This window comes from Providencia sp. PROV076, from assembly GCF_028483405.1.
In the GTDB taxonomy this organism is placed as follows: Bacteria; Pseudomonadota; Gammaproteobacteria; order Enterobacterales; family Enterobacteriaceae; genus Providencia; species Providencia huaxiensis.
Genome location: NZ_JAMPRR010000013.1, coordinates 23,038 through 37,431 on the forward strand (window position 1 = coordinate 23,038; position 14,394 = coordinate 37,431).

Below are 14,394 nucleotides of genomic sequence, written 5' to 3' on the forward strand. Positions count from 1 at the left end.
ATGGCCATTTGTTAAGCGCATGTTCAAACTTAATAGTAATTGAAAAATCCGAGAATACGAATATTCTCGGATTTCCTACTTCTCTCTAATCCTTCAGAATTCAGGTAGTACCTGTATTGCGTCCAATCAAATTCTTAGAAACGGTAACCCGCACCAAACATAAATACAAATGGGTCTAGGCGAGTATCAATTTTTTGATTACCCAATGTTTCATGCTTAAACTTCACATCAGTTTCAATATTCATCCACCACACTGAAGCATTCAGCATCCAGTTATCAGTCAGCATGTAGTCCATACCTGCTTGTGCTGCAAAGCCCCAAGAGCTTGATAAATCAAGATCTGATAAACCGTTAGCTTTCCCTGTTGAGTTAAATTTCTCATCAAAGAAGAAGGTATAGTTAACACCGGCACCTAAATAAGGGCGTAATTTATCTTCTTTACTACCAAAATAATACTGCGCCATTAAAGTTGGTGGTAAATGTTTAACAGTTGCAATTGTACCTAACGGTCCTACGCCAACTTTGTGTTCAAACGGAGTTGCTGCTAATAATTCCACACCGATATTATCAGTAATCATATACCCAAATGTTAAACCTAATTGAGTATTGTTATTAACATCAAATGAACCTAAACCTAATACATTTTCAGAACCCGCATTTGGACGTACCGTTGCAGTACCTGTACGGAAAATAAAGTCGCCAGCTTCATGAGCAATAGAAACTGCTGGAGCTAAAGTTGCAGCAGCTAATACAAGCGCAGTGAGTTTTTTCATTATCAATCCCATTCCTATGTTTTTATTTTAGGAAAATATACCTTATTATTTAAATTGATGTTCAAATCAAGATCACATCTTTTACTAATTTATAGGTAAACCAATAAATATGGATTTATTATTCCATTTATTGTTTTTTTATTTTTGATTTAAATCAATTTTTATAAAGTAACTAACAAAATAAAAATTTGATTTCTAAATATAAATATTTATTTCAATATTTAAACATGCATAAAAAATACAATTTATATAGGCTCATTTTTTTAGTTAATTAAATTCGAGCATCATGAACAATATATTTTTCTTAACCTCCCGATTTTTATTATCTTTCTCTACCTCTAGGCGAGATACTCAGTTACAATTAGATTAAAATTTTGATCACGTTAGTAGATAGGAGCAGTGTCATGTCCATTTCGGCCAACTCACTCATTAGTGATAGTATCAATTTCTTTAAAAATCAATTGAGTGGCCTCCTCACCATTGTGCTCTTAGCCACCGTGGTAAGCCTTGTCATTTATGCGATGATGATCCCCAATGAACAGATGATAGGTGTTCTTGCACAAGCACAGAGTAAGATGATTGAGTCTGGTAATACGGGCTTACAAGACTGGATCCTAAGTCTATCTGAAGAAGATAAAAGCAGTATTTTGCGTGTTTCTTTTGGTTTGATTCTTTCCGTTACTCTTGGCAGCTTGCTCCTTATTTGTGGCACATTATCCTATATCTCAGGGATGTCACGTGGCGAAGATATGACAGGTCTTCAAGCGATAACATCATCACTGAACAAAGCACCTTCTATGTTTCTTCTGTTGGTCGTGTGCTCACTGCTGATCCAATTAGGCATCACAATTATGGTTCTACCCGGCATTGTACTCGCCATTGGGTTTTCCTTAGCGCCAGCAATTTTAATAACAGAAAGTACCAACTCCTTCAGTGCGATGGGAAAAAGCTGGAAATTGGCCTATGCAAACTGGCGTGTTGTCTTACCGATGATTTTAATTTGGATGGCAGCTCAAATGCTTATCAGTGTGCTATTGGGTAACCTTAATATGAATCATATCCTTATTAATGGCATCTCTTTTTTACTCAATAATGTTGTAGCCGCATTCGCTTTAATTTACTTTTATCGTTTATATATGTTGATCACTAAAAATTAATATAATTAAGTAAAATAGAAAGGTATCAAAAGATACCTTTCTATTTACGTTATTTTTAAGAGTTATCTGAGTAAGTATCCGTTGGTGTAATTCGATTCTCACAATCATGCTCTAATATACCTGAATCCCTTTGGCTCTCTTGTGCTTTTCTTTCTTCAACACATTTCATTTGGATCTGTTGCTTACTTTGAATTAAACGAATTGCAAAATAAATATCAGGTACCACTAATAGGTCATCATCTGAACGATTAATTTTATTTTGTTCTAACCAACGATTAAGCGAGGTTCTCCGACCCGCTAATACCAAAGTTACCCCTTTCGCCTTCAAAGATGTCACAATGTCATTCAATGTGGAAAATACGCTCACATCATTATGCGTAAAGCTGACGGCAGCATCCACAATCACCCAAGCCGGCCTCTTCCGTTGATTATCTAAATGTTTATTTAACCGCTCTTTAAAGTAATTCACATTGAAATAGGTGAGTGGAGAATTGAAACGATAAATAAGGACTCCATCAACTTCTTGAATATCATTTTCTGATGTCATCGAATGCAACATACCGTGTTCATCTACGCCTAATAGTTGGTCTGTCGGCCTAAATATGACCCGGACAAACTGCAATAAACCCAATAGAACCGCTAAGCCTACACCACTGATCAAGCCAACCACCAGCACTGCACATAATGTGAAAACACATAAGAAAAAAGCTTCTCTATTGCGTTTACGCATCGAAAAAATACTACGGAAACTGAGCAAGGAATAAGTAGATATAATTAAAACCATCCCTAAAGCAGGCATAGGGATATATTCCAATAAATTTATGGAGAAAAGTAAAACAGCTAAGATAGTTACCGCAGCAACGAGGGAAACTAATTGCGTTTTCCCCCCCATCATGTCATTAACCGCAGTGCGGCTACTCGCAGCACTAACCGCGAACCCCTGGCCAAAAGCAGAAGCAATATTTGCCATCCCTAACGCTCTTAATTCTTGATCTGCATCGACGGTATAACCATTTTTGCTCGCAAAACTGCGAGCCGTCATCATAAAACTGACAAAACTAATCACGGCTAAGTTTAATGATGGAATAACAAGGTCTCGGAGTAAACTTGGTGGAAAATCAGGCATTGGTATATGCGGGAGCCCTTCACCTAAATCCCCAACGGTGCTAATACCATATTGCTCAAGATTAAATAAAATACTCGCTGCTGTTGCCAAAACCATTGCAATTAACAAAGATGGCCACTTACTGCGCACTCGCTTAATCACTAAGGTAATTACCAATGTTACAATAGCAACTAATAATGTCGGAATATGTGTTTCCACTAACGCTAATGGAAAAGCTATTAATCGCTCAATAAACCCTGAAGGCAAGGTCGTAATACCAAATACTTTACTAATTTGACTAACGATGATCGTGAGGGCGACCCCATTTAGTAAGCCTTGCAATATTGGTCTAGATAAAAAATCTGCGAAAGTCCCCAAACGAAATCTTGCTGCAATCAAACACCAAACCCCGGTCATAAAGCTCATGACGATAATCAGCTGCCAACGAACAGTTTCATCCCCCATTGCGAGTGGAGCGACAGCGGCTGCAATCACCGCGCATGTTGCAGCATCAGGCCCAATAATTAATTGTTTCGACGTGCCAAATAACGCATAGAACAACATGGGTAAAATACATGAATACAATCCAACAATTGCATTCACCCCCATTAATTCGGCATAGGCAATAGCAACAGGTAAAGCAACCGCAGCGACAGACAACCCTGCTTTAACATCAGGGCCTAAGTCAGCACGTTGATAGTTAAACAGTGTTTTTAAACCTGGCATCCAGACAAATAGCCTTGCCTTTATCATGGGGGAAAAGTACCTATAAATTAGTAAGTTAAATTATTTTCTATACTATATATATCCGAACTAATAAAGTTTATCTAGAAGTAAGTCAAATTATCGTAAAATAGTGCAAATATGATTGGTAACAAAGCATGTTTATTGGTAAAAAGGTGCAAACTTTTAACAATTGATGCCAAAATCGGTTAAACTAGGCTATTACCTTTACGTTGAGGCGCTGCATTCACTGTTATGAAACAACTTATTGATTTTATTCCTTTGGTAATCTTCTTTATTGTCTATAAAAGATACGATATTTTCTATGCGAGTGGTGCATTAATGGTGACCACCCCTTTAGCATTATTAGCAACTTATCTTATCTATAAGAAAGTTGAAAAAGTTGCAAAAATTACCTGTGCAATCGTGATGGGCTTTGCTGCCTTAACGCTTATTTTCCATAGTGATGCATTTATTAAGTGGAAAGTCACTATTATCTATGGTGCATTCGCTGGCGCACTACTCTTCAGCCAATGGTTTACTGAGAAGCCTTTAATTCAGCGAATGTTAGGCAGTAACCAAGAAATAAAATTAGCCGATAGTTATTGGACCAAACTCAATAGTGCATGGGCTATTTTCTTTATTTTCTGCGCATTGCTGAATATTTACGTTGCTTTTTGGATGGCTCAAGATATCTGGGTCAATTTCAAAGTCTTTGGTCTGACAGCAGGAACACTAATATTTACAGTATTGAGTGTGGTCTATATTTTTAAAAATATGGTTAAAGAGCCTGCAGAAAATCACGAAGAATAATTTAAAATAGCGTCAAAAACCTGCTAATTGCATATCCATTAGCAGGTTTTTTTATATGTTAATAGCGTTTGTCACCAAATGCTTTTTCAATCTTTTTATCTGTATTGTACTGTGATAGCGCATATACCGACCAAATAGCGGCAGGTAACCAACCAATAAGCGTAATTTGTAAGATTAAGCAAATGATCCCAGCAAAAGGACGCCCTATCGTAAAAAATTGCAACCAAGGTAATAATATTGCCAATAACAATCTCATTTCATACCTCTAAGTAAATAAATAAATTTCATACTATTGAGTATAGCCAATTCAATCAATTGACTAAATATGAAAAACACTTCTTGCTGTTTCTTTGCAAAAATTGATTTTCTTTCCAAATTTAGACGTCGTTTATTAATAATGAGTATCATATTTATCTTATTTTTGCAGCAATTCAATTAAATAGCTATTATCAATCAATAACTGAGTGGTTCCAGTTTACTATTGCATATGTAATTTGTTATAAATGCAAAATCAAAAGTAATAACCCTTTTAATACGAGTCAGATATGCAATTGCCGAACGGTGAGTTAGTTTTACGTACATTAGCCATGCCTGCAGATACTAATGCAAATGGTGATATTTTTGGCGGCTGGTTGATGTCACAAATGGATATAGGTGGCGCTATCTTAGCAAAAGAAATTGCGCTAGGGCGTGTGGTCACTGTGGCGGTAAACGGCATTAAATTTCAAAAACCCGTTGCCGTAGGCGATGTTGTTTGTTGTTATGCACGCTGTCTAAAAACAGGGAAAAGCTCAATTACCATTAATATTGAGGTTTGGGTAAAAAAAGTCGCAACGGAGCCTGTTGGCCAACGTTATCGTGCAACTGATGCAGTATTCACCTATGTTGCCGTTAATGACGATAGCACCCCACGTTCATTACCCAAAGAAAAACAACATTTTCAGTTAGCAAGTTCAGATCAAAAAACTAACGAAGCATAAGTTTTCTACTCCACTCATTATGTAAAAAACAAAAAGCACCATCATCGCTGTGGTGCTTTTTTGTACAGCCCAATAATATCCATTAGACTTGACTAACAGTGCCATCCAATTTGAAATAAATTTCAGTCACGTAGCCTTTTGCGGGTTGCTTTTCAAAAGTCCAACGGTTCATTGCGCGTTTTACGTCTCGCTCAAATAGCCCTTTAGGTGTAGCTTCAACAAATTCAATATTTGTCACTCGGCCATCATCATTGATATCATAGCGAACTTTCACATACCCTTCTTTACCTAAACGACGCGCACGTTCTGAATAAGCAGGAGCTTGTTTATGCAGAGCCCTAGGGCCACTTTTCTTAGTCGATTGACTATTACTTGCCCCTGTATTGTTTGCAGTCTTTATTGGGCTATTATTCGTTTTCGGTGCAATGACGTCTGATTTAAGATTATTCATCGCCAATTGCTTCTCAACTGGCTTAACATCTTCTTTAATTTTTTTCTTTTCTTCCTGTTTTGGCTTAGGCTTTTTCTTCACCTCAGGCTTTTTCTTAGGTAATGCAATGACGGGTTCAACTACCGGTTCGGGTTCGGGCTCTATAACGGGCTCCGGTTCGGGCTCTACCGGTGTTTCAACCTGCTCAACGGGCTCAGAAGCAGGCTCAGGGGCGGCAAAAGCAACCATAGCAATCGTCAATGGTTCAGGGTCTCTGACCAAGTTAGGTTGATTAAAAATCCATGCCATTGCAAGACCCGCATGAATAGATAATGAAACGACGATAATTAAAGTCCAACGCATCCAACGCATATGCAATTTCTACCCTACACCTGTCAACCAAAAAGAATATGACTGATAGTTTAAATGCAAATAGCAATCATATTCAATAAGGTTTGTCATACAAAGTGAAAAATGTGAGTGTACACTGTAATAACCTTACTCAATCCATTGGGTAAAAAGTAGGGAATGTCGACGATGGTAAATGTCAATTTTACGCATTGCATAGATGCGCATGTTTCGCCTTGAGTGCCCTTCTAACCAGCGTCTACGGCGACGTAGGGATTGTCTTAACATACGCCAACGCCCTACTTCATGCCTACTACGTCTCATTTAATTGTGTCCTTTTATCGTCTAAAAATTATTAGAAAAAAATATTATATTCCTTTGAAAAAAAGAACCAAGAGGAACTTTTTATGCCATTTCAGTGCACCACTTTTAATTTCATGATGATAAGATCAACTAATAAAACTATTTTTCCTAACAAATTACGCTATTTCACGAAGCTTTTACTGCAGAATTTTGCTAAATTCTATTAAGTTGATATTTTGCTAACAGTTTTTTAGCTAAACTATCTTTTTTTGAACCTTTTTCTTATCAGTGAGGCATCTGACCCGTTATGGCAACCGTCTATACACTTATGAGTTGGCTTCTGTTCTTCCTATATTGGCTAATTATTGCAGCAATTACAGTTCGCATTTTAGTCAAAAGAAGGCCTGTCACCTCAGCCATGACATGGCTCCTGATTATTTATATCCTGCCATTGGTCGGAATTATTGCATATGTCGCCTTCGGTGAGCTTCATCTTGGTAAACGTCGAGTCGATAAAGCTCATGACATGTGGCCATCTGTAGCCACATGGTTAGAAAATCTGCGAAATTCAAAACATATCTTTGCCACTGATAACAGCCCTGTTGCTGAACCATTATTTCAGTTAATTGAAAAACGCCAAGGTATCGCGGGGGTTAAAGGTAACAGGATTCAACTTCTGACCACTTGTGAAGATTCATTGAAAGCAATTGTCAATGATATCAATAATGCTCAGCACTCAATTGAAATGGTATTCTATATTTGGCAGCCTGGTGGTTTAGTCGATGGGGTTACCGAAGCCTTACTTAATGCCGCTAAACGCGGTGTTAAGTGCCGAATTATGGTGGACTCCGCGGGAAGTTGGCATTTTTTCCGTAACGATTACCCTGAAAAAATGCGTGCTGCTGGTATTGAGTTTGTAGAGTCATTAAAAGTTAATTTGATGCGTTTCTTCTTGCGTCGTATGGATTTACGTCAACACCGTAAAATAGTCGTTATCGATAACTATATTTCATATACTGGCAGTATGAATATGGTTGACCCCCGTTATTTTAAGCAAGATTCAGGGGTTGGCGAATGGGTTGATATTTTAGTGCGTATGGAAGGCCCTGTGAGTACCACATTAGGCATTGTGTATGCTTTTGACTGGGAAATGGAAACTGGCCAACGCGTACTTCCACCACCGCCTGATAGTAATATTATGCCTTTTGAACAGGCTAATGGGCATACAACACAAATTATCGCCTCAGGCCCAGGTTTCCCTGATGAGTTGATTCAACAGTCGCTGATGACCGCGATGTTCTCTGCACGCAAACAACTGATCATGACTACCCCTTATTTTGTGCCTAGCGATGACCTTTTGCATGCAATTTGTACAGCAGCAATGCGGGGTGTAGATGTCAGCATTATTATGCCAAGGCAGAATGACTCATTCCTTGTCCGCTGGGCAAGCCGTTCATTTTACAGTGAATTATTAGCTGCTGGCGTTAAGATTTACCAATTTGAAGATGGCTTATTGCACACCAAGAGCGTATTAGTGGATGGCGAGCTCAGCCTTGTCGGTTCAGTCAATCTTGACATGCGAAGTTTATGGCTCAATTTTGAAATCACCGTGGTCATTGATGATAAAAGTTTTGGTAGCGATCTCACGCTAGTTCAGTATGATTATATTGCACGTTCAACGCGTTTAGAAATCGAAGAGTGGGAACAACGCCCGTTCTGGAACCGTGTCGTTGAGCGCATTTGTTATTTCTTTAGTCCATTGTTATAAATTAAGTTTATTAGGAAAGGTCATGACCAAAATACAAAATACACCTTTAATCGATGAAGACGACATCATTGAAATGGCTTATGACCTTTTTCTTGACGGGGCAATGGAGAATCTAGAGCCCGCTGACCAATTAATTTTTGCTTTGCAGTTTGAAGAGCTAGGCGCCGCAGAAATTGTGCCTTTTAGTCATAACTGGCAAGATATTATTAATGATAACATTGAATTAGAGCAACTAAGTGAAGTCGTTATCGGCTTAGCTCAAAGCCCGGATGCCGAATTAGACGATATTTTTGCTCGCATATTGATTAGCCGCCACCCTTCCAAACCGTTTCACCATATTTTGTGGAAGAAATAATCGATTAAAAGGGACATTTTGTCCCTTTTAGATTAATTAAAGTAAAAGCCCCCTTTTGGCCATCATGAGAAAACCATTACAGTGGATCAATTTTCAAACAAGACACCGCATGTTTGAAACTCCCTTCTAATAATGGCCTTGTTTTTGCACACTCTTCATCTGCTAATGGGCAACGGGTTCTAAATACGCAACCTGAAGGCGGGTTAATTGGCGATGGCAATTCACCTTCTAAAAGCTCTATCACCTTATTTTTTTCTTTATCGGGATCAGGAACTGGAACCGCAGACATCAATGCACGCGTATAAGGATGTAAGGGATTATTGTATACCTCATCATAGGTACCAAGCTCCACCGCATGCCCCAAATACATCACTAAGACACGGTCAGAAATATGCTTAACCACCGCCAAATCATGTGCGATAAATATCAGTGATAGCTTCATTTCACGTTGTAATTCTTGAAGTAAATTAACAACTTGCGCTTGAATTGACACGTCTAATGCAGAAACTGGCTCATCGCAAATCACAAGTTTTGGTTCTAAAATCAATGCTCTTGCGATACCAATGCGCTGGCATTGCCCTCCCGAAAACTCATGGGGGTAGCGGTTAATCAAGTTTGGTAATAACCCAACCCGCATCATCATTTTTTTCACTTTTTCTGTGATTTGTGATGGTGACATTTTAGGATGATAGGTTTTCAATGGCTCGGCAATAATATCGCCGATGGTCATTCGCGGGTTAAGTGAAGCCAAAGGATCTTGGAAAATCATTTGGATATCACTACGAATGCTACGCCATTCTTTGTCGGTTTTACCTAACAAGTTCTGCCCAAGCCAACTTACAGTGCCATCTGTCGCTTTGACTAACCCAATGAGTGCACGAGCAAAAGTGGATTTACCACACCCGGATTCCCCGACTACCCCTAATGTTTCGCCTTCATATAAACGCAGTGTTACGCCATCTACCGCTTTAAGACTTTTGTTTGGTTGCCAAAACCACTGTTTTTTATCTCGGATCTCAAAGTGGACTTTAAGGTCATTCACTTCGAGTAAAACTGGCCTATTTTCATGGGTACTCATACCAATTCCTCCAGTGGCTTAAAGCAGGCACGTAACCGCGTTTGACCAAATGTGGTTAATGCAGGTTCTTGGTCAACACATTGCTGAACTGCATATTGGCAACGAGGTGAAAATGGGCAGCCTTTGGGTAAACGTAATAAATTAGGCGGATTGCCTGGAATGGTTGCTAAACTCTCGTCATCACCATCAAGGCGTGGAACTGCAGCTAATAAGCCAAGTGAATATGGATGAGATGGATGATAAAAGATATCCTTCGCAGTACCGTACTCCATCGTACGTCCTGCATACATCACTAGGACTTTATCACATACCCCTGCGACGACCCCAAGGTCGTGGGTGATCAAAATAATTGCAGTATCAAACTCTTGTTTTAACTCATTGAGCAACGTCATAATTTGCGCTTGTACTGTCACATCAAGTGCGGTTGTGGGTTCGTCAGCAATTAACAGCTTTGGTTGGCATAACAGTGCCATTGCAATCATGACTCGTTGTCTCATTCCTCCTGAAAATTCATGTGGATACATATTCATCCGCTTACGTGCTTCCGGCATTTTAACGGCATCTAACATCCGAACTGATTCTTCGAAAGCCTCCCTTTTACTCATACCTTTATGTAGCATGAGAACTTCCGATAATTGAGTACCAATTTTCAAATAAGGATTCAATGATGTCATTGGGTCTTGGAAAATCATGGAAATCTCTTCCGCCCGCATACGGTTTAATTCTTTTTCTCTTAGATTCAAAATCTCACGGTCATTAAACATGGCAGAGCCATTAATTTTGCCATTTTTGGCAAGCAAGCCCATTAGTGCGAAAGCGGTTTGTGATTTTCCTGAACCTGATTCGCCTACTATTCCAAGCGTTTCCCCCGCACTTAATTCAAAGTTCAATTTATTTACAGCGGTAACATCACCATCTTGGGTCGCGAATGTCACACTGAGATCTTTCACAGATAACAGAGGGCTTTTCATTGGGTTATTTAACATATTATTCCCTCTAGCGATCTTTCGGGTCGAGCGCATCACGCAGCCCGTCACCGATAAAGTTAAAACAAAATAGCGTGATGACTAAAAAACCAGCTGGGATCAGTAGTAACCAAGGCGTCACTTCCATTGAGTTCGCCCCATCACTTAATAACGCCCCCCAACTACTTAACGGTTCTTGTGTCCCTAAACCTAAAAAGCTTAAGAATGATTCAAACAAAATCATACTTGGAACTAATAATGAGGCGTAAACGACTACTACACCTAAAACGTTAGGAACAATATGTCGTAGAATAATCTGCCGCGTACTCACACCACAAACAAGCGCTGCTTCAATAAATTCTTTACGTTTTAATCCAAGTGTTTGCCCGCGAACAATACGCGCCATATCCAACCATGACACCATTCCTATCGCCACAAAAATCAATAAGATATTGGTACCAAACAAGGTGACTAACAAGATCACAAAAAACATAAATGGAAAGGAGTTTAAAATTTCTAATATACGCATCATGATGGAATCCACTTTTCCACCTACGTAACCAGCTAATGAGCCGTACAGTGTGCCTACCACAACTGCGACTAACGCAGCGGCAACCCCCACCATTAAGGAAATTCGCCCACCGATCGCAACACGCACTAATAGATCTCGGCCTGAAGCATCTGTACCAAAATAATGTCCAGTTGCCATATCAGGTGGCATTGACATCATTTCCCAATCGGTATCGTCGTACAAAAAAGGCGACAACATGGGCGCAAAAATGACAAATAAAGTAATTAAGAACAACACACATAAGCTAAAAATTGCTGCACGGTTGTGCATAAAACGGCGCCTAGCATCTTGCCATAAACTGCGCCCTTCAATATCGAGCTGCTCTGAAAAGTTCGCCAGAGCTTCACTATTTTTTTGGTTCGATAGCATCGTGTTTCTCCGACTTAGTAACGAATTTTAGGGTCAATAACGGCATACAAAACATCGACAATCGCATTAAATGCAATTGTCAGTACCCCAACTAAAATTGTTAAGCTCAATACCAGCGAATAATCACGATTAAGTGCACCGTTAACAAAGAGTTGACCGATCCCCGGTAACCCAAAAATGGTTTCAATGACCATTGACCCAGTAATAATCCCTACAAAAGCAGGCCCCATATAGGAAAGCACAGGAAGCAACGCAGGTTTAAGGGCATGGCGTAAAATGATAGTTCTTAGTGGTAATCCTTTTGCACGGGCAGTACGAATGAAGTTTGAATGCATAATTTCAATCATCGAGCCGCGTGTAATACGGGAAATACTCGCGATATACGCTAATGAAAGCGCAACCATGGGCAGAACCATATGTTTTAGGTTCCCACCATCCCAGCCACCACCAGGGAACCATTTCAAGTGAATGGCAAAAATTAGCACCAATAACGGCGCTACAACAAAGCTTGGGATAACAACCCCCGTCATGGCAAACCCCATGACTGTAAAGTCCCATTTGGTATTTTGGTTGAGTGCGGCTATCACCCCTGCGGATACCCCAAATAACACAGCAACAATAAATGCAGTAGCCCCTAATTTTGCAGAGACAGGGAATGCTTTAGCCACTAAATCATTAACACTGTAGTCCTTGTATTTAAATGATGGGCCAAAGTCACCCTTGGAAAGCTGAATTAAATAATTAAAATACTGCTTATACATAGGGTCATTTAAATGATATTTCGCTTCAATATTTGCCATTACTTCCGGTGGCAATTTCCGCTCGCCAGTGAATGGGCTCCCTGGAGCTAATCGCATCATAAAAAATGAAATGGTAATCAGAACCAAAAGAGTCGGAATGGCTTCTAACAACCGACGAAAAATAAATTTCAACATCGCTCTTTCCTACTTCTATTGCCTAAATAGGCGAATATCTGGCTCCAATAAATGGAGCCAGAGCAACTATATTAGTGTTTAATAATATATAAATCTTTAGTATGCAGATTATCTAATGGGTCTTTGCCACTATAGCCACCCACATAAGGTTTCACTAAACGCGTATTAACATAGTAGTAAAGCGGAACAACCCCTGAGTCTTTATCGAGTAATTTTTCAGCTTGTTGATAGAGTTCTGCTCGTTCTTCATCTGTTTTGACTTGCAATGTTTTCTTCATCACCGCATCAAAATCTGTATTTTTATAGTGAACGGTATTATTACTGCTGTAGGAAAGTAACATATTGAGGAAGGATGAAGGCTCGTTATAGTCCGCACACCACCCCGCGCGTGCAACATCATAGTTGCCTTGATGTCGGCTATCTAAGAATGTTTTCCACTCTTGGTTTTCTAATTTCACTTCCGCACCAATATTTTTCTTCCACATAGAAGACGCTGCAATCGCGATACGCTTATGTAAGTCTGAGGTGTTATATAATAAATTGAATTTTAGAGGATTCCCTTTGTTATATCCCGCTTCTTCTAGCAACTGTTTCGCTTTTTCATTACGCTGCTCTTGGGTCATATTCGCGTACCAATCTGGTTTTTCTGTTTTCATTCCGCTGGTAAATGGTGGAGTGAAACCATACGCAGGAATATCCCCTTGAGCTTTAACTTTATACGTAATTGTGTCTCTATCCATAGATAGCTTTAACGCTTCACGTACACGAGGGTCGTTAAATGGGGGTTTTTCATTATTAATTTCATAATAATAAGTACACAAATATGGACTTACCCGTAACTCATTCGGCATATTTTTCTGCAAACTTTTGAACTGTTCGATAGGTAAGTTACTGTATGTCATATCAATTTCACCACTACGGTAGCGGTTAACATCTGTAACTTCTGAGGAAATCGGTAAAAAAGTCACTTGGTCAATAATGGTATTCGCATTATCCCAATAGCTTGGGCTTCGCTCTAATACAATGCGCTCATTGACTGTCCAATCCTTCAATTTATATGCCCCATTACCCACAAAATTCTGTGGCTGCGTCCACTTAGCACCATGTTGTTCAATAGTTTTTTTATTTACTGGGGACATAGATGAGTGAGCTAATAATTTAGGGATATAAGGAACAGCTTCACTCAGTGTAATAACTAGGGTTTTGTCATCGAGAGCTTTAATACCAAGTTCTTCAGGTTTTTTCTTTCCAGAGATAACATCGTCAATATTATTGATATGGGCATATTGTAAATAACTCGCATAAGGTGATGCAGTATCAGGATCAGCCAATCGTCGCCAGCTATACACAAAATCTTCGGCTGTGACAGGGTCACCATTAGACCATTTAGCACCTTCGCGAATTTTAAATGTCCATTCTGTAAAATCTTTATTTTCCCAGCTTGTTGCTGAACTAGGTAAAATTTCACCATCAGGCCCCACAATTGTGATCCCTTCAAAAAGGTCTCTCGCTAAAGCAGATTCCGGCACCCCTTCAATTTTATGTGGATCTAATGACTGAGGTTCTGAGCCATTATTACGAACCATTAACTGTTTTTCAGCCAGTTCAACACCTGCGGGAACCGTTGCTGCAAAACTTGTTGCTATAGAGCCCATTGCTAACCCAGCCGTTACGCTAAGCGCAATAATCGATTTATTGATTAATTTACTCATCTTATCGGT

Annotated in this window: 15 protein-coding genes; 5 read left to right on the top strand and 10 right to left on the bottom strand. The window is 39.3% G+C overall.

All coding sequences use genetic code 11. The features are described from left to right. Positions 1-134: 134 nt before the first annotated feature. Positions 135-773 carry an outer membrane protein OmpW gene (gene ompW, locus PSF67_RS09125; RefSeq protein WP_195697161.1) on the bottom strand — a complete coding sequence of 213 codons (639 nt, stop codon included), beginning with the start codon at positions 771-773 and terminating at the stop codon, positions 135-137. A gap of 404 nt (positions 774-1,177) precedes the next feature. Between ompW and PSF67_RS09130 the strand changes: the two genes are divergently transcribed. Next, on the top strand, positions 1,178-1,930 hold the full coding sequence (locus PSF67_RS09130; RefSeq protein ID WP_102138636.1) for a YciC family protein: 753 nt from the start codon (positions 1,178-1,180) through the stop codon (positions 1,928-1,930). A 55-nt stretch (positions 1,931-1,985) separates the two neighbouring features. On the opposite strand, the gene PSF67_RS09135 is transcribed toward PSF67_RS09130, so the two are convergent. Then, positions 1,986-3,788 (bottom strand): SulP family inorganic anion transporter, encoded by a 1,803-nt coding sequence (locus tag PSF67_RS09135; protein ID WP_166264900.1) that lies wholly within the window; start codon positions 3,786-3,788, stop codon positions 1,986-1,988. A 225-nt stretch (positions 3,789-4,013) separates the two neighbouring features. On the opposite strand from PSF67_RS09135, the gene PSF67_RS09140 reads away from it, so the two are divergent. Beyond that, on the top strand, positions 4,014-4,571 hold the full coding sequence (locus tag PSF67_RS09140; RefSeq protein ID WP_102138638.1) for a septation protein A: 558 nt from the start codon (positions 4,014-4,016) through the stop codon (positions 4,569-4,571). Positions 4,572-4,629: 58 nt separating this feature from the next. Here the strand turns inward: PSF67_RS09140 and PSF67_RS09145 are convergent, their stop codons facing one another. Then, positions 4,630-4,827 (bottom strand): YqaE/Pmp3 family membrane protein, encoded by a 198-nt coding sequence (locus PSF67_RS09145; protein WP_004911118.1) that lies wholly within the window; start codon positions 4,825-4,827, stop codon positions 4,630-4,632. Positions 4,828-5,116: 289 nt separating this feature from the next. Here PSF67_RS09145 and yciA point away from each other — a divergent pair, with 289 nt between their 5' ends. Beyond that, positions 5,117-5,551, top strand: coding sequence for an acyl-CoA thioester hydrolase YciA (gene yciA, locus PSF67_RS09150; RefSeq protein WP_102138639.1), 435 nt, complete (start codon positions 5,117-5,119; stop codon positions 5,549-5,551). A gap of 82 nt (positions 5,552-5,633) precedes the next feature. Here the strand turns inward: yciA and PSF67_RS09155 are convergent, their stop codons facing one another. Then, a complete protein-coding gene (locus PSF67_RS09155) occupies positions 5,634-6,353 on the bottom strand; it encodes a TonB family protein (protein ID WP_272676809.1) in 720 nt (239 codons plus the stop codon). A gap of 126 nt (positions 6,354-6,479) precedes the next feature. Further along, positions 6,480-6,653 carry a YciY family protein gene (locus tag PSF67_RS09160; RefSeq protein WP_004254127.1) on the bottom strand — a complete coding sequence of 58 codons (174 nt, stop codon included), beginning with the start codon at positions 6,651-6,653 and terminating at the stop codon, positions 6,480-6,482. A gap of 286 nt (positions 6,654-6,939) precedes the next feature. Between PSF67_RS09160 and cls the strand changes: the two genes are divergently transcribed. Both cls and PSF67_RS09170 read left to right on the top strand, forming a co-directional pair. Beyond that, a complete protein-coding gene (gene cls / locus PSF67_RS09165) occupies positions 6,940-8,400 on the top strand; it encodes a cardiolipin synthase (RefSeq protein WP_102138641.1) in 1,461 nt (486 codons plus the stop codon). A gap of 22 nt (positions 8,401-8,422) precedes the next feature. Then, on the top strand, positions 8,423-8,755 hold the full coding sequence (locus tag PSF67_RS09170; protein ID WP_272676810.1) for an HI1450 family dsDNA-mimic protein: 333 nt from the start codon (positions 8,423-8,425) through the stop codon (positions 8,753-8,755). Between the two features lie 76 nt (positions 8,756-8,831). On the opposite strand, the gene oppF is transcribed toward PSF67_RS09170, so the two are convergent. The 5 genes from oppF to oppA form a co-directional block, all read right to left on the bottom strand. Then, complete coding sequence (gene oppF / locus PSF67_RS09175; protein ID WP_102138643.1) at positions 8,832-9,833, bottom strand: murein tripeptide/oligopeptide ABC transporter ATP binding protein OppF; 1,002 nt, start codon at positions 9,831-9,833, stop codon at positions 8,832-8,834. Further along, the gene (locus PSF67_RS09180) at positions 9,830-10,819 is read right to left on the bottom strand and encodes an ABC transporter ATP-binding protein (protein ID WP_102138644.1); all 990 of its coding nucleotides are present in this window, start codon (positions 10,817-10,819) and stop codon (positions 9,830-9,832) included. The genes oppF and PSF67_RS09180 overlap by 4 nt, the downstream gene beginning before the upstream one ends. Before the next feature lie 10 nt (positions 10,820-10,829). Then, positions 10,830-11,738, bottom strand: coding sequence for an oligopeptide ABC transporter permease OppC (gene oppC / locus PSF67_RS09185; protein ID WP_004911132.1), 909 nt, complete (start codon positions 11,736-11,738; stop codon positions 10,830-10,832). A gap of 14 nt (positions 11,739-11,752) precedes the next feature. Next, positions 11,753-12,673, bottom strand: a complete 921-nt coding sequence (gene oppB, locus PSF67_RS09190) for an oligopeptide ABC transporter permease OppB (RefSeq protein WP_102138645.1) — start codon at positions 12,671-12,673, stop codon at positions 11,753-11,755. A 71-nt stretch (positions 12,674-12,744) separates the two neighbouring features. Beyond that, positions 12,745-14,385: an oligopeptide ABC transporter substrate-binding protein OppA gene (oppA, locus tag PSF67_RS09195; RefSeq protein ID WP_272676811.1), complete on the bottom strand. Its 1,641-nt coding sequence runs from the start codon at positions 14,383-14,385 to the stop codon at positions 12,745-12,747. Between the last annotated feature and the right edge of the window lie 9 nt (positions 14,386-14,394).

Bases quoted from the DNA above. Each gene is read 5' to 3' on its own strand.
- ompW (WP_195697161.1), bottom strand. From the start codon at position 773: ATGAAAAAACTCACTGCGCTTGTATTAGCTGCTGCAACTTTAGCTCCA.
- PSF67_RS09130 (WP_102138636.1), top strand. From the start codon at position 1,178: ATGTCCATTTCGGCCAACTCACTCATTAGTGATAGTATCAATTTCTTT.
- PSF67_RS09135 (WP_166264900.1), bottom strand. From the start codon at position 3,788: ATGATAAAGGCAAGGCTATTTGTCTGGATGCCAGGTTTAAAAACACTG.
- PSF67_RS09140 (WP_102138638.1), top strand. From the start codon at position 4,014: ATGAAACAACTTATTGATTTTATTCCTTTGGTAATCTTCTTTATTGTC.
- PSF67_RS09145 (WP_004911118.1), bottom strand. From the start codon at position 4,827: ATGAGATTGTTATTGGCAATATTATTACCTTGGTTGCAATTTTTTACG.
- yciA (WP_102138639.1), top strand. From the start codon at position 5,117: ATGCAATTGCCGAACGGTGAGTTAGTTTTACGTACATTAGCCATGCCT.
- PSF67_RS09155 (WP_272676809.1), bottom strand. From the start codon at position 6,353: ATGCGTTGGATGCGTTGGACTTTAATTATCGTCGTTTCATTATCTATT.
- PSF67_RS09160 (WP_004254127.1), bottom strand. From the start codon at position 6,653: ATGAGACGTAGTAGGCATGAAGTAGGGCGTTGGCGTATGTTAAGACAA.
- cls (WP_102138641.1), top strand. From the start codon at position 6,940: ATGGCAACCGTCTATACACTTATGAGTTGGCTTCTGTTCTTCCTATAT.
- PSF67_RS09170 (WP_272676810.1), top strand. From the start codon at position 8,423: ATGACCAAAATACAAAATACACCTTTAATCGATGAAGACGACATCATT.
- oppF (WP_102138643.1), bottom strand. From the start codon at position 9,833: ATGAGTACCCATGAAAATAGGCCAGTTTTACTCGAAGTGAATGACCTT.
- PSF67_RS09180 (WP_102138644.1), bottom strand. From the start codon at position 10,819: ATGTTAAATAACCCAATGAAAAGCCCTCTGTTATCTGTGAAAGATCTC.
- oppC (WP_004911132.1), bottom strand. From the start codon at position 11,738: ATGCTATCGAACCAAAAAAATAGTGAAGCTCTGGCGAACTTTTCAGAG.
- oppB (WP_102138645.1), bottom strand. From the start codon at position 12,673: ATGTTGAAATTTATTTTTCGTCGGTTGTTAGAAGCCATTCCGACTCTT.
- oppA (WP_272676811.1), bottom strand. From the start codon at position 14,385: ATGAGTAAATTAATCAATAAATCGATTATTGCGCTTAGCGTAACGGCT.